At 71.7% G+C, this 19,168-nt stretch carries 16 protein-coding genes and 3 pseudogenes; 5 read left to right on the forward strand and 14 right to left on the reverse strand.

All coding sequences use genetic code 11. The features are described 5' to 3' along the window. Window positions 1-179: 179 nt before the first annotated feature. From fxsA to ABZZ04_RS34480, 4 genes are all read right to left on the reverse strand, one after another. Window positions 180-767, reverse strand: a complete 588-nt coding sequence (gene fxsA, locus ABZZ04_RS34465) for an FxsA family membrane protein (RefSeq protein WP_356936168.1) — start codon at window positions 765-767, stop codon at window positions 180-182. A gap of 87 nt (window positions 768-854) precedes the next feature. Beyond that, window positions 855-1,622 carry a polyprenol monophosphomannose synthase gene (locus ABZZ04_RS34470; protein ID WP_356936169.1) on the reverse strand — a complete coding sequence of 256 codons (768 nt, stop codon included), beginning with the start codon at window positions 1,620-1,622 and terminating at the stop codon, window positions 855-857. A 549-nt stretch (window positions 1,623-2,171) separates the two neighbouring features. Then, entirely contained in the window at window positions 2,172-3,818 is a 1,647-nt protein-coding gene (locus ABZZ04_RS34475; protein ID WP_356936170.1) for an amidohydrolase, read from the reverse strand. A gap of 90 nt (window positions 3,819-3,908) precedes the next feature. Then, window positions 3,909-4,349 (reverse strand): Lrp/AsnC family transcriptional regulator, encoded by a 441-nt coding sequence (locus ABZZ04_RS34480; protein WP_356936171.1) that lies wholly within the window; start codon window positions 4,347-4,349, stop codon window positions 3,909-3,911. Between the two features lie 203 nt (window positions 4,350-4,552). Between ABZZ04_RS34480 and ABZZ04_RS34485 the strand changes: the two genes are divergently transcribed. Then, the gene (locus ABZZ04_RS34485) at window positions 4,553-4,951 is read left to right on the forward strand and encodes a hypothetical protein (RefSeq protein WP_356936172.1); all 399 of its coding nucleotides are present in this window, start codon (window positions 4,553-4,555) and stop codon (window positions 4,949-4,951) included. 545 nt (window positions 4,952-5,496) lie between these two features. Here ABZZ04_RS34485 and ABZZ04_RS34490 read toward each other — a convergent pair. Next, a complete protein-coding gene (locus tag ABZZ04_RS34490) occupies window positions 5,497-6,669 on the reverse strand; it encodes an acyl-CoA dehydrogenase family protein (protein ID WP_356936173.1) in 1,173 nt (390 codons plus the stop codon). A gap of 375 nt (window positions 6,670-7,044) precedes the next feature. Here ABZZ04_RS34490 and ABZZ04_RS34495 point away from each other — a divergent pair, with 375 nt between their 5' ends. Next, entirely contained in the window at window positions 7,045-8,319 is a 1,275-nt protein-coding gene (locus tag ABZZ04_RS34495) for a glycoside hydrolase family 18 protein (RefSeq protein ID WP_356936174.1), read from the forward strand. 132 nt (window positions 8,320-8,451) lie between these two features. Here the strand turns inward: ABZZ04_RS34495 and ABZZ04_RS34500 are convergent, their stop codons facing one another. Together ABZZ04_RS34500 and ABZZ04_RS34505 are read right to left on the reverse strand one after the other, a co-directional pair. After that, window positions 8,452-8,613: an SCO1431 family membrane protein gene (locus ABZZ04_RS34500; RefSeq protein ID WP_356936175.1), complete on the reverse strand. Its 162-nt coding sequence runs from the start codon at window positions 8,611-8,613 to the stop codon at window positions 8,452-8,454. 319 nt (window positions 8,614-8,932) lie between these two features. Then, window positions 8,933-10,375: an MFS transporter gene (locus ABZZ04_RS34505; RefSeq protein ID WP_356936176.1), complete on the reverse strand. Its 1,443-nt coding sequence runs from the start codon at window positions 10,373-10,375 to the stop codon at window positions 8,933-8,935. 495 nt (window positions 10,376-10,870) lie between these two features. On the opposite strand from ABZZ04_RS34505, the gene ABZZ04_RS34510 reads away from it, so the two are divergent. Continuing rightward, entirely contained in the window at window positions 10,871-11,737 is an 867-nt protein-coding gene (locus ABZZ04_RS34510; RefSeq protein WP_356936177.1) for a VOC family protein, read from the forward strand. Between the two features lie 104 nt (window positions 11,738-11,841). Here the strand turns inward: ABZZ04_RS34510 and ABZZ04_RS34515 are convergent, their stop codons facing one another. Beyond that, window positions 11,842-12,042, reverse strand: coding sequence for a hypothetical protein (locus ABZZ04_RS34515; protein ID WP_356936178.1), 201 nt, complete (start codon window positions 12,040-12,042; stop codon window positions 11,842-11,844). A gap of 139 nt (window positions 12,043-12,181) precedes the next feature. On the opposite strand from ABZZ04_RS34515, the gene ABZZ04_RS34520 reads away from it, so the two are divergent. Then, window positions 12,182-14,239: a PA14 domain-containing protein gene (locus ABZZ04_RS34520; protein WP_356936179.1), complete on the forward strand. Its 2,058-nt coding sequence runs from the start codon at window positions 12,182-12,184 to the stop codon at window positions 14,237-14,239. A gap of 48 nt (window positions 14,240-14,287) precedes the next feature. Here ABZZ04_RS34520 and ABZZ04_RS34525 read toward each other — a convergent pair. From ABZZ04_RS34525 to ABZZ04_RS34550, 6 genes and pseudogenes are all read right to left on the reverse strand, one after another. Continuing rightward, window positions 14,288-14,576 (reverse strand): annotated as a pseudogene (locus tag ABZZ04_RS34525) (DJ-1/PfpI family protein); the annotation flags it as partial. A gap of 27 nt (window positions 14,577-14,603) precedes the next feature. Then, window positions 14,604-15,011: pseudogene (locus tag ABZZ04_RS34530) on the reverse strand (ornithine decarboxylase); the annotation flags it as partial. A gap of 160 nt (window positions 15,012-15,171) precedes the next feature. Continuing rightward, on the reverse strand, window positions 15,172-15,327 hold the full coding sequence (locus ABZZ04_RS34535) for a DUF6131 family protein (protein WP_148833239.1): 156 nt from the start codon (window positions 15,325-15,327) through the stop codon (window positions 15,172-15,174). A gap of 307 nt (window positions 15,328-15,634) precedes the next feature. Further along, window positions 15,635-15,775 (reverse strand): annotated as a pseudogene (locus ABZZ04_RS34540) (peptidase C39 family protein); the annotation flags it as partial. Between the two features lie 368 nt (window positions 15,776-16,143). After that, the gene (locus tag ABZZ04_RS34545; protein ID WP_356936180.1) at window positions 16,144-16,380 is read right to left on the reverse strand and encodes a hypothetical protein; all 237 of its coding nucleotides are present in this window, start codon (window positions 16,378-16,380) and stop codon (window positions 16,144-16,146) included. 186 nt (window positions 16,381-16,566) lie between these two features. After that, the gene (locus ABZZ04_RS34550; protein ID WP_356936181.1) at window positions 16,567-17,910 is read right to left on the reverse strand and encodes a hypothetical protein; all 1,344 of its coding nucleotides are present in this window, start codon (window positions 17,908-17,910) and stop codon (window positions 16,567-16,569) included. Window positions 17,911-18,169: 259 nt separating this feature from the next. Here ABZZ04_RS34550 and ABZZ04_RS34555 point away from each other — a divergent pair, with 259 nt between their 5' ends. After that, complete coding sequence (locus ABZZ04_RS34555; RefSeq protein ID WP_356936182.1) at window positions 18,170-19,132, forward strand: hypothetical protein; 963 nt, start codon at window positions 18,170-18,172, stop codon at window positions 19,130-19,132. The last annotated feature ends 36 nt before the right edge of the window (window positions 19,133-19,168 follow it).

The following is a 19,168-nucleotide window of genomic DNA, read 5'->3' on the forward strand; positions in this document are numbered from 1 at the left end:
CGGACGGCCGCCTGCCGCCGTCCCGACCCTCCCCCCCCCCCACGGACCAGCGGGGCTGGTTCCCCCTGCGCAGGGGCTCCGCCCCCCCCCCCCGCGGCTCTGTGGCGCGCCCTCGCACCCGGCCCCGCGGGTCCCCGCCCGGCCGGAGCGGGGGGACCGACGGGTGCGGGTGCGTGCGGTCAGGGGGTCAGCGGCGGGCGGGGGCTCCCGTCGGGCCGCGCGTCGGACGGCACGTCGTCCTGGTGGATGACCTCACCCTGAATGATCTTTCCGTCCGGCCGGTGAATACGGGCCTGCTGGAAGGCGTCGGAAAGGCTGCCGGGGCTCGCGGCGCTCATCCGACGCTCCAGCGAGCGTTCCGCGTACCGGCCCAGCCGCGTGCGGACCGGAGGCACCAGCAGCAGGAGCCCCACCACGTCCGAGATCATTCCCGGCACCATCAGCAGCAGCCCGCCGAGCATCAGGAAGCCGTTGCCCTCGCTCCCCTGGGAGGCGGGCGGCTCGGCCTCGGCGCCGGGCCGGCCCGGCATCCGCTGGAGGGTCTCGGTGAGGTTGCGGAAGGCCCGGCGGCCGGCCCGCTTCACCACCGCGGCCCCGAGCACGATCCCCGCCGCCAGGAGCAGCAGCACGGTGATCCCGCCCGCCGCGTCGGCCACGACGATGAACAGCCAGATCTCCAGCACCGCCCAGGCGGCGACGGCGAGCGGGACGAGGGTGCGGGCGCGGGAGCGCCGGGGGGCGGTCGGGGGCGGTGTGCCGGTCGTCATGGTCCCCAGTGTGCCTGTACGACGGTCCGGGCGGCACAAGGGGGTGATCACCGCGGGCGGCGGGACGGCGTCCGCCGCCGGTCCGGGTCAGATCGCCTTGCGGCCCAGGACCCGGTTCGTGCGGGAGGCGACCCCCCAGGCGGTGACCCGCCAGAGCGCCTCGACCAGGATGTCGCGGCTCATCTTGGAGTCGCCGATCTCCCGGTCGACGAAGGTGATCGGGACCTCGACGACGTGGTAGCCGGCCTCGACGGCCCTGCGGGCCAGGTCGACCTGGAAGCAGTAGCCCTGCGAGGCGACCTGGTCGAGGCCCAGGCCGTCCAGGGTCTCCGCCCGGAAGGCCCGGAAGCCGCCGGTGACGTCCCGGGTCCGCAGCCCGAGCAGGAGCCGGGAGTACGTGCTGCCGCCGCGGGAGATCATCTCGCGGGACTTGGGCCAGTTGACCACCCGGCCGCCCGGCACCCAGCGGGAGCCGAGCACCAGGTCGGCACCCTTGAGCGCGGTGAGCAGCCGGGGCAGTTCCTCGGGCTGGTGGGAGCCGTCGGCGTCCATCTCCACGAGCACGCCGTACCCGTGCTCGGTGCCCCAGCGGAAGCCCGCGAGATAGGCCGCGCCGAGCCCCTCCTTGCCCTTGCGGTGCAGCACCTGGACCTGACCGTCCTCGGCGGCCAGTTCGTCGGCGACCTTGCCGGTGCCGTCGGGGCTGTTGTCGTCGGCGACCAGGATGTCGGCCTCCGGCACAGCGGCTCGCACCCGGCTGACGATCGGCTTGATGTTCTCGGCCTCGTTGTAGGTCGGAATGATCACCAGGATCCTGCCGAGCGGGCCGTACCGCCGCTGACCGCCGTCGTTCACTTACTGCCCCTTAAGTCCGTACGCAGGTGCACACCATATCCAGCGGGCGGGCACCGATCGCCGACCCGGTCGCAGGTGGTCGGGCGGCGCCGGGGACAGAAGGAGGGAAGTGCGGACAGAAACCCTGTCGCGGCTGCGGACGGGAACTGCGGGTGGGGGCCCAGCGCCCTTCGGGCCGACCTGGGACCCGCTGGCTGCGGGTCGACCTAGAGCCGTTGTCTACTGAACGTCCGGGCCCCACCCGGGTCGCACCGCCGTCCGGCTGAAACCTTCCCTCGCCCCGAGGCGCGGACGCTGAACCTGGCTGTCAGTGGCGCTGTGCCGGTGCGGCACAGCCCCCCGTGACCCAGCGGCATTCGACGACTGCGTGGAGGTTCGACCGGTCGGACGTCCTTGGTGGACTTTGCCGAACCTACCGGCCGGTGGGCGCTTTCTGTCAATAGCCGTCTGACCTGCGACCTTTATGGAACTTGCCTGGTCAGTAGCGAAGATCCGCAGGTCGCGGCGGAACGGGCCCCGCCGCGGCCCGCGGTGCGGAATGTCCGCACGTCACTCGTTCGGACGCTCGTGGACGGTCCGCCCCCCGACCACGGTCCGCAGGCAGACCGGCAGTTCGGCGCCGGGGCTGAGATCCGGCAGGCCGGGCGTCCCCGAGCGCGGGTCGGTCGACCAGCGGGCGACCCGGTCGTCCGGGGCCTGGACCACCAGGTCGGCGGTGCGCCAGACCGCGTAGTCGGCCGGGGCGCCGGGCACCAGGGTTCCCGCGTCGTCACGGCCGACGGCCCGCCAGCCGCCCCTGGTGTGGGCGGTGAAACCGGCCCGTACGGAGATCCGGTGCTCGGGTGTGCGGTGGAAGGCCGCGGCCCGGACGGTGCCCCACGGGTCGAGCGGGGTCACCGGGCTGTCCGAGCCGAAGGCCAGGGGCACCCCGGCCCGCAGCAGCGCCGCGTACGGGTTCAGGGTCCTGGCACGTTCGGCGCCGAGCCGTCGCGCGTACATACCCTCCTCGCCGCCCCAGGCCGCGTCGAAGGCGGGCTGGACGGACGCGGTCAGGCCGAGTTCCGCGAACGCGGCGACGGTCTCGGGGGTGAGCATCTCGGCGTGCTCGACGCGGTGCCGGGCGGACCTGATCCGGGCGAGGCCGAGCGTCTCGGCGGCGGCCCGGACGCCCTCCACCACGGCGGAGACCGCGGCGTCCCCGATGGCGTGGAAGCCGGCCTGCAGCCCCGCTCCGGTGCACGCCGTGACATGGGCGGCGATCTGCGCCGCGTCCAGGTGGGCGGTGCCCGTGTGCCCGGCCGGGCCGTCGGCGTACGGCTCGTGCAGACAGGCGGTGTGCGAACCGAGCGAACCGTCCACGAACAGGTCGCCGGCCGCCCCGATCGCGCCGAGCTCCCTGATCCGGCGGGCGTCCTTCTCGTCGGCGACCCGCTCGGCCCAGTAGCCGAGGACCCGCGGCCCGTCCTGCTCGCCGGCGAGCTTCAGCAGGCCGGCGAAGTCCTCCTCGTCGGAGATGTCCGGGCCGCCGCACTCGTGGACGGTGCCGATGCCGAGGGACGCGGCGCGGCGCAGGGCGGCGCGCTGGGCCTCGGCCCGCTGGAGCGGCGAGACGGCGCCGTGGGCGGCGGCGCGGACCGCGTGGTGGGCGGCGTCGGTCAGCGGCGCGTCGGGGTGGTACCCGACCATCCCGGTGACGCCGGGGACGAGGTCGAGCAGGGCGGTGGTGACGACGGCGGAGTGCACGTCGACCCGGGGCAGGTAGACCGGGCGTCCGCCGGCCGCCGCGTCGAGTTCGCCCCGCGCCGGCGGGCGCTGCTCCGGCCAGCGCGTGGCGTCCCAGCCGTGGCCGAGGACGACCCGGTCCCCGGGGTGCCCGGCCACGTACGCTCGCAGCAGGCCGAGCGCCTCGTCGAGGCTCCGGGCGCCGGAGAGGTCGAGGCCGGTGAGGGCCAGGCCGGTCGACGTGGTGTGGACGTGGGCGTCGGTGAACGCGGGGGTGACCAGCGCGCCGTCGAGGTCGATCACCTCGTCGACGCCGCTCGCGAAGGCGTCGGCGGCCCCTTCCGAGCCCACCCAGGCGACATGGCCGCGTTCGACCACCATGGCGGTGGCGAAGGGATCGGCGGGGCTGTGGACGTCTCCACCGCGCAGCAGCACGGTGCGGTGTTCGCTCTGGAGGGCGGTGCTCTCGGTCATGGGACCAGTCTCGCGCCTGCCCGGAGCCGCGCGGCCCGCGCCCCCTCGGAAGTCACCGTCCGGCCCTCCGGGGGTCGTGGTCCGGCCCCCTCAGATCCGCGGCGGCCTGGCCTCGTAGGGCGTGGACAGGACGACGGTGGTCCGGGTGGAGACGCCGGCCAGCGAACGGATCCTGGTGAGCAGGTGCTCCAGCTCCAGCGGCGTGGCGACGCGCACCTTGAGGATGTAGTTCTCGTCGCCCGCGACGCTGTGGCACGCCTCCAGCTCCGGGACGCCCGCGAGCCGCTCCGCGATGTCGTCCGGCGCGCTCGGGTCGAAGGGTTTCACCGAGATGAACGCGGTGAGCGGCAGGCCGACGGCCTCGGGGTCGACGACCGCGGCATAGCCCCGGATCACCCCGCGCTGCTCCAGCCTGCGGACGCGCTGATGAACGGCCGACGTGGACAGGCCCGTGGCCCTGCCCAGGTCGGTGTAGCTCATCCGCCCGTCCTTGACGAGCAACTCCACGATCTGTCGGTCCAGCTCCTCCATACGGATCAACCTATTGCCCCGAGTCCCTCCAGGCACAGCGGACGTACGCGCGAAGGGGCACCTGCGGCGGGCATGTGACGAATGCCACAGGTTTACGGATGGGTAGCCGCCCACCTCGCGGTTACGGCCGATGCGCGACGGGAAGTGCTTGGTGTGGCCGAGGCGACGTCGCCCAGTCGGCCCACCCGAGGGGGGAATTTCCCATGCAGAGCCTGAAGCTCACCGGCCGTACCGAACCGGAGCCTGCCGATCCCGTCGAGGACACCGCTCCCGACGCGTACGACACGTTCGAGATGTACCGGGTGATCTGCCCGGACTGCTCGCAGCCGATCGCGCTGCCGGCGGGCGAGGACGTGCTGCCCGAGCACGCGCTGTGCCCGACGCCGTGGAATCCGTTCGTGCTGACCGTCTGCTCCGGTACCGGCCGGCCGGCGTCGCTGTCGCGGCCCGCCGACGAGTCGCGCGACGCCCAGGAGCAGGAGACGGGCCTGCTGTTGACGCTCCCCCAGGGACTCGACTGGCGGATGCAGCCGTTCTCGCACGCCGGAGGCCCCGGCTCGCGTCCGCTGCGGGTGCCGCGGATGCGCCGCAGCGCCGCCTGACGGCGACTCCCGCGTCCGAACGGGACGGCCCGGCCGCGTCCGGGCCCCACCGGCACGATCCGCACCGCACCACGACGGCCCGACCGGCGTGGTGCCCGCGCGAACCTCGGCCGGGCCTGCCGGGACACCTGATCGACCGGGACGCCGGCCCGCACCGCCCCGGGAGGAGCCCCGTCCGGGAGTGGGGAAATCCGCCGCCCGGGGACGTGACGAACGGGCTCTCGAATCGGCCGGACAGTGACCGGGGACCGCTCCGCGGCGTTGCCCATGCATGACCCCGCCGCACCCGACGGTCGGTGCCGACCGTCGTCGCCTCGCCGCACCCACTGCCGAAGAATCGGTTCCGCAGCCCGGTACACAACCGGTGCCCCAGCCCGCGCCCCGCCGCTCCGCGGCGCGCCCGGGGCCGCACCCCGCCGATCCGCCCATCTACCGGGCCCTGCTGCGTCATTGGGAGAGCACGCACCGGACCCTGCCGGGCCGCCACGACCAGGAGTGGAACCGGATCGTGACGACGCCCGTGTGGTCGGACCGGCCGTCGCGGGTCAGCGCGTCTCGGGACCCGCGAGGTGGCGGGCGATGACCATGCGCTGGATCTGGTTGGTGCCCTCGACGATCTGGAGCACCTTGGCCTCGCGCATCAGCCGCTCGACCGGGAAGTCGAGGGTGTAGCCGTATCCGCCGAGCACCTGGACGGCGTCGACGGTGACCCGCATCGCCGTGTCCGTGCAGAACAGCTTGGCCATGGCCGCCTGGCGCGAGAAGGGCTTGCCCTCGTCGCGCAGCCGCGCCGCCTCCAGGTAGAGCGCCCGGCCCGCCTCGATCTGGGTGGCCATGTCGGAGAGCATGAAGCGCAGCCCCTGGAAGTCCGCGATGGGGCGGCCGAACTGCTGCCGTCCCGCGGCGTAGCCGAGCGCCTCGGTCAGGGCCGCCTGGGCGACGCCGATCGCGCAGGCGGCGATCCCCAGTCGTCCGGAGTCGAGGGCGGACAGGGCGATCGCGAAGCCCTGGCCCTCCTCGCCGACCCGGCGCGCGTCGGAGACCCGTACGCCGTCGAAGTTCAGCTGGGCGGTGGGCGAGCCCTTCATGCCCATCTTCTTCTCGGGGGCGGCCGCGCTCAGCCCCTCGGCGTCGCCGGGGACCAGGAAGGCGGTGATGCCGCGGGCGCCCTCGACCCCGGTGCGGGCCAGGACGGTGTAGAAGTCGGCGATGCCGCCATGGGTGATCCACGCCTTGGTGCCGGTGAGGACCCAGTCGTCACCGTCCCGGACGGCCTTCGTGCGCAGCGAGGCGGCGTCGGAGCCCGAGGCGGGCTCGGAGAGGCAGTAGGCGCCCAGCAGGCCCCCTCCCAGCATCGCCGGGAGGTGCTCGGCCTGCTGCTCCTTCGTGCCGTATCCGGCGACCGCGTGGCAGGCGAGGGAGTGGACGCTGACGCCGAGGCCGACGGTGAGCCGGGCCGCGGCGAGCTCCTCCAGGACCTGGAGGTACACCTCGTACGGCTGGTCGCCGCCGCCGTGGGCGGAGTCGTAGGGCAGCCCGAGCAGGCCGGACTCGGAGAGCAGGGAGAAGACCTCGCGCGGGAACCGGCCCGCTTCCTCCTCCTCCGCCGCCCGGGGTGCGATCTCCCGCTGGGCGATGTCGCGGACGAGCGCGACGAGTTGCCTGGACTCCTCGGTGGGCAGACGGCGTTCCACCACATGCAAGGCACGGTCGGACATGACGGCGCTCTCCTCCCTGTCGGGCGTTGCGACGGTCGCGCGCGAGGGGGTGTGGGCGGCGCCGCCGGGGGTTTCCGGGTGAACTCCGGACAAGCACTGCTGCCCAACCGGTACCGGCCCTCCCGGATTACGAGAGTTGCTGGCCAGCGGCTGTGGCGGGTCGAGTATGCCCGATCGGACGATATCCGTCACGGGGCGGCCGGGCCACTCGACGGCGGGCGGGGCGATCACTCCGAATTGGTCCGAACCATTGACCCAACTGGTCTAGTCCTTCTACGGTTCCAGGCAGACCGGCCTTTCCGCGTTCATGCCAAATCCATGCGGTGGCCGGCCGTACACCCCACATGTACGTTCCCTCCCCCACGAGGAGCCAAGATGTTCGGACCGCATCGCCCCCGCGCCCGCTTCCGGGCGCTCACCGCAGCCGCCTGTACCGTCGCCCTCGGCGCCGCCCTGCTGGGGGTCGCGGGCACCGCGTCGGCCGGCACGGTCCCGGCCGCCCCGCGGGCCGCGGCCCCCGCGTCCGCCGACACCACCCCCACGGCGGCCGGCGACAAGGTGGTCGGGTACTTCGCCAACTGGGGCGTGTACCAGCGCAATTACCACGTCAAGAACATCGAGACCTCGGGTTCCGCCGACAAGCTCACGCACATCAACTACGCCTTCGGCAACGTCCAGGGCGGCAGGTGCGCGATCGGCGACTCGTACGCCGACTACGAGAAGGCGTACACCGCCGACCAGTCGGTCGACGGGGTGGCCGACACCTGGGACCAGGAACTGCGCGGCAACTTCAACCAGTTGCGCAAGCTCAAGAAGAAGCACCCGGACCTGAAGGTCATCTGGTCGTTCGGCGGCTGGACCTGGTCCGGCGGCTTCGGCGAGGCCGCGAAGAACCCGGCCGCGTTCGCCGAGTCCTGCTACAACCTGGTGGAGGACCCGCGCTGGGCCGATGTCTTCGACGGCATCGACATCGACTGGGAGTACCCCAACGCCTGTGGTCTGACCTGCGACACCAGCGGCCCGGACGCGCTGAAGGGCCTCACCTCCGCCCTGCGCGCCAAGTTCGGCGGCAACAACCTGGTGACCGCCGCCATCACCGCCGACGCCTCCGAGGGCGGCAAGATCGACGCCGCCGACTACGCCGGCGCCGCCCAGTCCCTGGACTGGTACAACGTGATGACGTACGACTTCTTCGGCGCCTGGGACGCGAAGGGCCCGACGGCCCCGCACTCCCCGCTGACCTCCTACGAGGGCATCCCGAAGAAGGGCTTCGACAGCGAGGCGGCCATCACCAAGCTGAAGGCCAAGGGCGTGCCCGCGTCCAAGCTGCTGCTCGGTCTCGGCTTCTACGGCCGCGGCTGGACCGGCGTGACCCAGTCCGCCCCGGGCGGCACCGCCACCGGCCCGGCCTCCGCCACCTACGAGCCCGGCATCGAGGACTACAAGGTCCTCAAGAACAGCTGCCCCGCCACCGGCACGGTCGCCGGCACCGCCTACGCCCACTGCGGCACCAACTGGTGGAGCTACGACACCCCGGCCACCATCGCGTCCAAGACTGCCTGGGCGAAGAACCAGGGCCTGGGCGGCTCCTTCTTCTGGGAGCTCAGCGGTGACACCACCGACGGCGAGCTGATCAAGGCGATCAAGTAGTCACGGGAACCCGGGGCGGGGCGGCGGGCCGGTCGGTCTTCCGTCCCGCCCCGTCCGTTCCAAAACGGGGCGGGGCAGGACGGGGCGGGGCAGGATCGGCTCCCCGCCCCGTTCCTCGCATGAGCCCGTTCCTCACATGAGGCCGGCCCGGGTGACGAACACGGCGACCACCACGACGAGCGTCCAGCCCAGCACGGTCTCCAGGATCTTCGGGCCGTCCTGGGGGCCGCCGGTGCGCGCGCGGAGACGGGCGGCGAGGTGGGTGGTGGCGGTTTCGGCAGCAGTCGCGGTCATGGCATCTCGCTCGGTTCGGTCGGCATGTGGTGTCCCCCGAGGACCCGACCACAGTGCCAGTACGACCGGCTCCCGAGGTAGAGACGTGCGTCACCGCCCCGGGCCGGACCGTCCCCCGCCCGTACGCCGACGGCGTCCGGGGCCCGCCCGCGCCCCGGCGCCGGGGTCCCTGGAAGCGAATGCCGCGGGCGGGCCCCGTGCTGAAGACCACACGGCCGCGCACGGTGTTCACGCGGTACGGGACCGGCGGGCATCGAATGATCCGATGCCCGCCGGTCCCGTACCGCGGTGACGCCCTTCGCGCGCTCGCGCGCCGTGGTCACGCGCCGACCGATTCGCCGTCCTTCCGCGGTGCGGCGTCCCCGCCGGGAGCCGGTTCGCTCTTCTCGCCCCGCATCAGGGCCAGGGTGAGCAGTCCGCCCGCCGCCGCGATCGCCGCCGCCGCGGTGAAGGCCGAGGCGAACCCGTCGGTGAGGGCGGGCAGATCGCCGAGCCTGCCCGCGCCTCGGGACGTCGCCAGCGCGGTGAGAGCGGCGAGACCGAGGGCCGAACCCACCTGGTAGGTGGTGTTGACGATGCCGGAGGCGAGACCCGCCTGCTCCTGGGGCGCCCCCGACATGGCGCTCATCATCGCCGGGATGTAGGCGAGGGACATGCCGAGCGCCGCGACCAGCGACGCGGGCAGGACGTCGACCAGGAAGGTGCCGGTCGGCTCGACGGCGGACAGCCACACCAGCCCGGCGGCCAGGACGAACAGCCCGCCCGCGATGAGCGGCTTGGCACCGAACCGGGCGAGGAGACGGGCGGTGATCGTCGTCATGAAGATCATCAGCAGGACCGTCATGGGCAGGAGCGCCGCACCGCTGGCGAAGGCGCCGTACCCGAGCACCTGCTGCAGGTAGAGGTTGAGGAAGTACCACATCGGGATCCAGGCGGCGCCGAGCAGGGCCATGGCCAGGTTGGACGCCCCGAGCCGCGGGGTCCGCCAGATGCCGAGCGGCATGAGCGGGCTGCGGACGGAACGCTGGATCACCAGGAAGAGCGCCAGCAGCACTGCCGCCCCGCCGAGTTCGAGCAGGGTCGAGGTCGCGTCCCAGCCGATCTCGGGTGCGCGCACGACGGCGAGGACCGCGAGTGCGAGTCCCGCGGTCACCGCGGTCGCGCCCAGGACGTCGACCGAGCCCCTGCGCCCCTGGACGGCGGGCAGCAGACCGGTGGCCGCGAGGGTCACGACGCCGATGGGGACGTAGATGATGAAGACCCAGGGCCAGCTGGCCCATTCCGTGAAGACGCCGCCGAGGAACACACCGGCCGTACCGCCCGCGGGGGCCGCCGCACCGTAGAAGGCGAGCGCCTTGCCGAGCTCCTTCGGGTTCTGGCCGAAGAGCATCATCAGCAGCGTCATCGAGGCGGGCGCGATGAGGGCGCCGCCCACGCCCTGCACGGCGCGCCCCACGATCTCGGTGGTGGCGTCACCGGCGGCCGCGGCCACGACGGAGCCCGCGACGAGGATCACCCAACCGCCCGCGAACACCTTCCGGGCGCCGAGCAGGTCGGAGAGGCGTCCGCCGAGCAGCAGGAGCCCGCCGAAGGCGATGACGTACGCGTTGAAGACCCATTGCAGGTCCCCCTGGGTGAAGCCGAGATCGCGCTGCATCTCGGGAAGCGCGACCCCGATGATCGAAGTGTCCATGATGACCATGAACTGGGCGGTGGCCAGCACGGCCAGTGCCCACCACCTCCGAGGATTGACAGCCGACATCACTTGCTCCCTGATCGAGCCTTGATACCCCTAGGGGGTATCCGGTCGACCGGAACGTAACATACCCCGGCGGGGTATGGAAGGGGAGTTGCGCACCCTCCGTCCGGCACGGAGTGACCGGGGCGGACGAATGCGTATGAAAGGGGTTGCGACTGGCCGGCTCCCCCGGCTGCGACCGGAGTCATGGACCGCAGCCGGGCGGCGCGGACCCCGGGTCCGGGGCCGAAGCCGCCACGGCGCCGGGGCCCGTTACCCGGATTCACCGACCGGCCGTCCCACCGCGCGGCGCCCGCCGCCCCGGCGGCGAAGAACGAACGATCCGGGGCGAACGACCCGGGACGCGCCGCGGGCCCGGGGCACACCGCGGTGCGGCGGGGGCGGGCCCGGAGGAGGAACACAGCGGCATCCCCCTTCCCGCGCCCGCTGTGCGTTCGCCGCCGGGGCACCGGACGCGCACCCTGATGAGGAGACCGCCCCCGCCGTCAGGTTCCCCCCATGGTGTCCACCCCGAGCCCGCCCAAGCCCCACGCCTCCTCGGCGCATGCCTCCGGACGGGGCGGCTGCACCGTCGGCGCGCCCTGCTGGGCGAGCCTCGCCACGCCCGACGCCGAGGCCGCGCAGCGCTTCTACGGGGCCGTGCTGGGGTGGACCTTCCGGCGCACCTCGCTGGGCGAGGACTTCCGGATGGCGCTGTCGGGGGGCGTGCCCACCGCGAGCCTGGGGTGCACGGCACCGGCGTTGCAGGTGGCCCTCGACTGGACGCCCTACTTCTCCGTCCCGGACGCCGACGGGACGGCGGCCCGCATCATGGAGCGCAGCGGCACCATCGCGGTGGGCCCGGTCCGCCTCCCCCTGGGGCGCGGTGTCCTCGCGGCCGACCGGGAGGGCAACCGTTTCGGAATCTGGGAGGGGCCGCTGATCACCGACTGGGAGACGTGGCGCACCCGCCGTCCGTGGCGGCTGGAGCTGCACGCGGGCGACATGTTCGAGGCCGCCATCTTCTACGGCGAGGTGCTGGAGTGGGCCTGCGGCCGCCCCGGCTGCTGCGAGGTCCGGTACGAGAGGGGCGGCGTCACGCTCCGGGACGCCGGCGGCACGGCGGCCAGGATCGTACCGGTGGGCTCGCCGCTGAGCGGTGAACGGGCGCGCCGGGGGTGGCACCTCTACTTCCCGGTGCCGGATGCCGAATCGGCGGCGGCGGCCGCGTGCCGGTACGGCGGCGGGGTCGTCGGCCGGTCGGCGGAGAAGAACCGCCGCACGGTCCTGCTGCACGACCTGCACGGCGCGGTCTTCGGGGCCGATTCCCCCGGCAGAACGGTGGTCGCTCCCCGCAACGCCGCCCCTCCCCCGGCCCCCGGCTGACGGGACGCCCCGCGCGGACCCGCCGCACGGACGTCAGCGGGATCCGGGCATCACGGGGCCCGGACGCCTCATCGGGGTCCGGATGTCACCAAGGTCCGGGGGTGTCACCGGGGCCCGGGGCTTTCGCCCACCGGCTCCTCCAGGTATTCGGGGCAGTCGGGATTGCCGCAGGGGCCCGCGGCCCGCACGGGCACGAAGACCCCGAGTGTCTTGTGCCGCCTGGTGATGTTGACGGGCAGGGGCTGCTTGCAGACCGGGCACACAAGCGCCCCCTGGGGACCGGTCTCATGCTCGGTTTTGCTCATTCTTTAACCATATGTCGTACGAACCCGGACCGTACGGACGAAGCCGGGCTCCTGCGGCTACAACCAAGCCCGTTCCTCGCGAGTCTTGATCGTCGGCAGTCACGTACTGCCTCAGATAAACCGAGATCGAAGGAACGAATTGAACCGACCCAGAGGCACGACGGTCGCCACCGCCGGCGCCGTCGTACTCGCCACCGCGGGGGGCCTGCTCAGCGTGGCCGCCCCCGCCGCCTCCGCCGCCGTGACCTGCGCGTCGCCCGTCTTCAAGCGGACGTTCTACGCGAACACCACGTTCTCCGGGACCCCCAAGGGCACGGACTGCGACTCGGTGATCGACCAGAACTGGGGAACCGGCGCACCCGGTATCAAGGGCATGCCCGCCAACAACTTCGGCGTCCGCTGGTCCATGACCCGCGACTTCGGCTCGGGCGGCCCCTTCACGTTCACCGCCTCCTCCCGTGACGGCATCCGCGTCTACCTCGACGGCGTCCGCAAGGTCGACATGTGGAAGAACGTCTCCACCACCGTCTCCAAGACCGTCCAGGTGACCGTCCCGTCGGGCAGGCACAGCCTCCGCGTCGACTTCGTGAACTGGACCGGCGCCGCCGACGTCAAGTTCTCCTACGCCCCCCGCACCTCGGCGACCGTCGACAAGGTCAAGCCGCTCGTGCCGGCCGGGACCACCGTCATCTACAGCCCGACGGACATGTCCACGAAGATCGGCTGGGCCGGGAACAAGGAGATGGACCTCGCCGGGTACCGCGTCTACCGGCGGCTGAAGGGCGCCTCCTACCCCACGAAGCCGATCGCGACCACGACGTCCACCTCGTACACCGACACGACCGTCCCGAAGGACGGCAACGTCTACTACTACGAGGTCCGCGCCTACGACAAGGCCGGCAACGTCTCCTCGGGCACCGCCGACCTGGCCGTCACCACCGTCGACCGCACCGCTCCCGCCGCCCCGAAGGGCGTCGAGGACAACTGGTCCATGGATTTCCCGACCGAGATCACCCTCTACTGGGACAGCAACACGGAGCCGGACCTCGCCGGATACCGCGTCTACCGCTCGACGTCGAACCCGGTCGCCCTCACCCCCGAGAACCTCCTCACCGGCGACAAGCTGTCGCCCGGCGGGTACACCGGCCCGCTGCCGCCCACCGGCGACGTCTACTACTACGTCGTCACCGCCGTCGACACCCATGGACTGGAGTCCCCGGCCTCGGCCACGGCGATGTACTACACCCGTGACCTGACGGGCCCCGTGGACACCGCCCTCAACGTGCGGGCCGTCGAGAGCGAGGCGGGCGTCACCCTGGACTGGGACGCCTCCGAGCGGACCAGTGACGACTTCGCGGGCTACTCGGTCTTCCGGAGGACCGTGCGGGGCACCACCGTCGGCGTGAGCGAGGAGGTCGGCAAGGGCGTGCGGGGCACCACCTTCACCGACGCCGCCCCGCCGCCCGGCTTCACGTACCGCTACCGGGTGGTGGCCGTGGACCATGCCAGGAACGGGGGCGTCCCCTCCCAGGAGCTCACCCTCGACGTCGTCGGCAACACGACCGCGCCGGCCGCGGTCGCCGGTCTGACCGCCACCCCGAAGGAGAACGGCGTCACGCTCTCCTGGGACGCGAACGACGAGCCGGGCTTCGACCACTACCGCGTGCTGCGCGGCACCCTCGCCGACGGCGGGTGGACCTACACCCCGGTGCAGGACTCCTGGACCCTGAAGCCGCGGGAGATCACGGCGACGACGTTCCACGACGCCGTGCCCGCCGACGGCCAGCAGGTGCGCTACGCCGTCGTCGCCGTCGACCAGTACGGCAACCGGCTCGCCCCGGAGACCGGCGCGTCCGTCGCCGACGTCACCGAGCTGGATCTCCGCCCGACCGCCCCGCCCGCGACCGGCGCGCCGCTCGGCCACCTCGGTGCCGACGCCTCCGGCTGGATCTCCTGGTTCCTGTCCAGCGACAGGAACGAGAACGGCAGCCCGGTCTCCGGCTTCGCCATCCACCGCTGGAACCCGCGGACCGCGACGTTCGAGCGGATCGGCACCGAGCCCGAGGACAACGCCGGCAGCGGCGACTGGACGGACCTCGACCAGCCGGCCGCCACCACGGTGTACTACCGCGTCACGGTCCTCTACACGGACGGCACCGAGTCCGGCGCGAGCGAGACGGTCACCGTGACCGACTGACCGCCCCGGCGCCGGGCTCTCGGGCGCCGAGGCGGTACGACGTGCGGATCACCGTCCGTCCGCAACGGTGGGGGCGGGCCCTCGGCCCGGGGCCCGCCCCCACCGGGTGTCCGCCGCGAGGGCCGCGTCCGCCTCGCGGAGAAATGGTTCCGGGGCTCCCCGGTTGCGTGAGGTGATGAGCCGCCGGTCGTCCGTGACGACCGGCACGTCGGTCCGCTCCCCGCCCGCGTTACGGATTGTCCGTCTTCGGCGAGGGGTGGGACGTCAGCCCCTTCTCCGCCACCACCCCCGCTTCGACCAGGGCCCACGGCCCGTTGCAGATGGCCGCGCCGGGCCGCCAGAACGGCAGCATCTCCGCCCGGTCGGCGAGGTCGCACAGCGCGGTGAGCAGGCGTCCGGCGGTGAGGGAGTCGTCGGCGTGGGTGAGTTGCGCGCCGATGCGGCGGTGGTCCACCGGATGGGTGTCGATCCGATGGTGCTCGCGGAGCCGGTCGGCGGCGTCGTATCCGGAGGTACCGGGGCCGGGGAGGTCGATGACGACCGGCAGCAGATCAAAATCGGCCCCTGCCCCCGGCCCGCAGAAGTCCTCGCGATCACTGACGTGCATTCCCTCGACGGCCTCGATCTCCTGGTAAACAAAAGCCGCGGGCTCCAGCGCACGGATCATCAACAGATGGCCGTGCAGGACCATTTGGCGCCGCCAACCGTCGATCCCGGCGTGGAGCAGGACCGAGGGGCTCGTGGTGCCCAGCAGATCCGCCCGGGGGGCCAGGGGCGTCCAGGACGGGCGCCTCGCTGTGACCCATGGACGCATCGGCACCTTTCTGGGCACGGGGCGGGATCACCGCTTACGTGCCCAGTGCAGGTTGCCGGTTCGGCGGGGCATTCGTCGATGCCGCGCCCCCAGGGGCGAAGGCCGCTGCCCGAAGGCGCTACCAGTAGTGTCTGCGTCCCGCGACGGCATGCCCCATCCCGCCCAGAATCCACAGGATCAGGCCGACCACGGCCAGGATGATTCCGATGGTCCAGAGGATGGAAATACCGGTGACGAAACCGATGACGAGCAGTATGACTCCCAGAATGATCACAACACGCTCCGATCTCGTGTGTGTTCTTCTTTCACTCTGTCCCTCCTGAGCCGTCGCGGCAACTGCCCAGGTTCTCAAGTCGGCTTGTCCCATGCCCGGCTCCGCGGGACGGTGAACGAGCAGCACGGCCCACAGGGCACCTGTGGCAGGCAGCCCTGCGACGGGATGTGTGCCGGCTACGGGGCCGAGGACGGCACCCGGCGCCTGGAGGGCGTCACGCCGCAAACGGACCTTTGCGGCCACCCCGCCCGGGACGGCCGGGAGCGCTGCCGTCGGGTGGGCGGGGCGGCCGGGGCGCCGCATGGGCTCACAACAGGTCGAACGACCTCAGGACACGGCGCTGGGCCGGTGTCGGCCGCGCGGGCCAGTAGACGTAGCAGACCCCGCCCGTACCGCTCCTGACCTTGCCGTTCGCGTCGTACCGTTTCGTCCTCAACCAGATGTTCTCCAAACGGGAGGGCGGCGCTTGCCACGCGGCACCCTCCCCCACAAATACGCAGGTCAGAGGCGTGGGCCGCGCGAGGTAAATCGAGCGCAGACGCGCTGGTGCTGATCCGGTACTGACTTCCGCTGCCGTCCGTTCCGGTCCGTTCGGGTGCGTCACACTGGATCGGCGCCGACTCCCGGGCCCTCGACGCCCGACAGGCCTCCAACCGCTTGGTGCGGCCGCCATTCCTCACTGCCGTCCTCGCGAGCAGCTCAAGGGCCTGCCTCTGAGCTGCTGAAATGTGAGCCCTCTCCTCCCCGTTCCCCGCCCCGCCCCGCGACGAGCAACTGGCCTCCGGTCCGGGGCCGGAGTATCGGCTTCAGAGCGGCTCATCCCCCTCCCGTCGTACCACTGCTTCTCTCTTCCTGCTCATCTACAGCTTCCTCCGGGTCGGGCCGGTCGGCAGTCGAACGGTCATGGCTGCTGTGGCTCAGCTCGTCCTGGATCCGCCGCCAAGCACGGATGATGGGAGGAACTTTCGACAACACCTCGCTTATCTGCGTCAGCAGCAGGACGACGCAGCCGAACGACGCCAGAATGAGCAGAGTGACTCGATCCCAGCTCACCGTGCAACCCCCACTCCTCGAGTACTCGACCCGCCTCGGCTTGACGTGATCATGAATCCGGCCGGCTTCCAGTCACTGGTGTTCGGATGGGTGGGGACGAGGACACTGGCAACGGCTCTGGATGTGCCGGCACTCCCCACATCCCGTTGACACGATTGGTTCCGCGGTCGGCGAGGCCGTCGGCCGTCAACCGAGCAGGGCATGACGGGCCAGCCACTCGAGCGCGTCCACTCCCAGCCGGTCCGGCTTCTGGAGCAGTGCGGTCTCCACGGTCCGGAGATCGGTGAGCCCAGGAGGCAGGGACGATCGGTCCAGCGAGGCAAGATGCTCCATCGCGGCGTCGACGACGGCGGGCCAGTCGGGCATGCCAAAGTGGTGAGTGTCCTTCAAGACGGCAGTGAACGCCCGGTGCAGAAGCGCGTTGCGCCAACCCTGTCGACGCATCAACTCCTTTGTCATATAGGTCTGTTCATCGATGTGTCGGACGAAGTCACTCACCGGCCCGGACGCGGCTCGCAAGGTGAAACGGGAGCCGCCGGCCCAGGGGAGGTCAAGGTCCGAGGCGACGGCCGTGAACGCGTCGAGGCGTTCGGGCCCACCGTCGCGGGCGGCGACGAGTGCCTTGCGGGCTCGGCGGTACAGGTCGACGCCCTGTGCGAAGACCTCTCCGGCGCTCGGTCCGTCGGGTGCCGTACGGATCGCGTCGAGCGGTTCGTTCAGCAGGGCTTCGGCGGCCAGCCCGGCTGCCGCCACACTCAGCAGGACCTCCGGGTCGTCCGGATCAATGCCGAGTTGGGCGAGCGCGGCCGATGCCTGCTCCTCCAACCCCGGGAACAATGGGGTCGGTTCCTCGGACCGTGGTGCGAAGAGCGCGGCAAACTGCGGGGAGAGGGGAGCAGGATCGGGCTCCTCGACGGTGACGCCGTGCCGCAGAAGGTCCTCGAAAATGGCATCCGGCCCGCAGTCGACATGTGACGCGTCGTGTCGTCCCGAGCAGTCCTCGGGGCACTCCAGTTCCTCGCACATCTCTGATTCGTCGGGCTGAACCTCATTGATCAAGTGGTAGGCGAGCCTGTCGGCCACGGCCCCGCGGGCCGTGATTACGGCACTGTCCAGCAGCATCTCCGCGTTTGTCAGCGGATGATCCTCCGGATCGACCGAGGCGGGAGGCTCCGGGGTGTCCGGGATCCAGTTACGGGCCGACTCCAGCGATATCGACAGCCAGGCGACCTGCAGCGGTGGGACCGCCTCGTTCCCGGCCAGTACGGCGACTTCCTCCGCGGCCCGCCGGACCGCGTCGAGCCGAGCCAGGTGGTGGTCACGGACCGATTCCCAGGCCGCGGAATCCTCGCGGACCTGCTGGGCGCTCCGTGTCAGCGCAGCGTCCCGGGTCTCCCGAGCCCGGGTGATCAGCCGACGCAGGCACAGGCTGCACCCGGACGGACCGGCCTCCGGAACGGGACCGAGCGGCACCGCGCCGAGATCCCGGCCGAACGGGGCGCCGCATACGCAGCAGTCCAGGCCTGCCATCTGCCGGGCCGTCGGTACGGCGGGTAGGGCGGCACGGATCGTGCCGTGTGCGTAGGCAGGGATGTGCACGGAGCTCACTCCTCGGGTGTTGTGCTTCGCCGGCGTCCCCACCATGCTCACCTGGGCGTTCGCCCGTTAGTCACCAACCGGGAGTCCGGGCGTCAAACTTGACGAAAGCTGACTCCGCGGTGCGCCGCGGCAGCGAAACTTGACACCCGGCCGAAGCCCGTTCACCGGCCCCGAGAACAGGAGGATCCAGATGGCGGACACCCCGGACGAGTACCAGCTGGAGAACTGGCATCAGGAGTTGGTCGACGCGCTGCAGGAACTGCACCGGGCAGCGGGCCAGCTGAGCTCCCGCAAGGTGAGTGCGCTGATCTGCGAGCGGGGGGACTCGCTGTCCGGAGCCAGTCACGAGACCGTGCGGTCCGCGCTCAATGGAAAGCGGATGCCGCGCTGGGAGACGTTGCACGACATCGTCATGGTGCTGGCCAGTCTGTGCAGCCCTCCTCGGGACGGGGAAGCCGAGTCCGGGAGGTTCCTGCTGCTGTGGCGGGCCGCCCGGGAAGGAGAGAAAGGTGGCCGGAAGTCGTTCCAGGAACTGGCCAACAGCGGATGGGGCGGTGAGGACGGCACATGGACGCCCGAGATGGTCATGGGCATCCTGGTCAACCCGTTCAGCGCCATCCAGATCGCCCCCGGGCTCGCCGCCCCGCACGAACCGATCATCTCCGAGGACATGTGGATCCGGGCGATGGAGAAGTTCATCGAGGAAAGTGGGGCTGAACACGCGCTGAGAGTCCTGCTGCACACGCTGAAAGGCGACTACATCGGAGCCGTCGAAGGCACGCCGTTCGGCTACCAGGACATGGACCGGGAGGCGATGGATGCGTACGCGGCCTTCCGGTACGGCTGCCAGGAAGTGCGCCGCCGTTTGAGAGCTGAGCCCAACCTTCTTGCGGAGTCGATCCGCGCGATGCGTACCGATGAGACGATGGACCGGGACGACCGGGCGGAGATGCTCGAAAATGAGTCGGACCTGAGCCTGATGAAAGAGGTCATGATCGTGACTCCGGACACCTGGGATGACGTGTCCGAGGACGCCCACCACATGGTCTTCGGCTACCTGATCAAGCAGATAGGCCCGCCCGGCCCGCTCAGCCTGCCGGACTCGGATCGCTTTCCCATCGTCTGGCGAATCCCCGAGCCTTCTGCGAAGTAGTCCGGACCCGCACCTGTCCGGGCCACTGAGCTCTTT

The organism is Streptomyces sp. NPDC006435 (assembly GCF_040612315.1).
Lineage (GTDB): Bacteria > Actinomycetota > Actinomycetes > Streptomycetales > Streptomycetaceae > Streptomyces.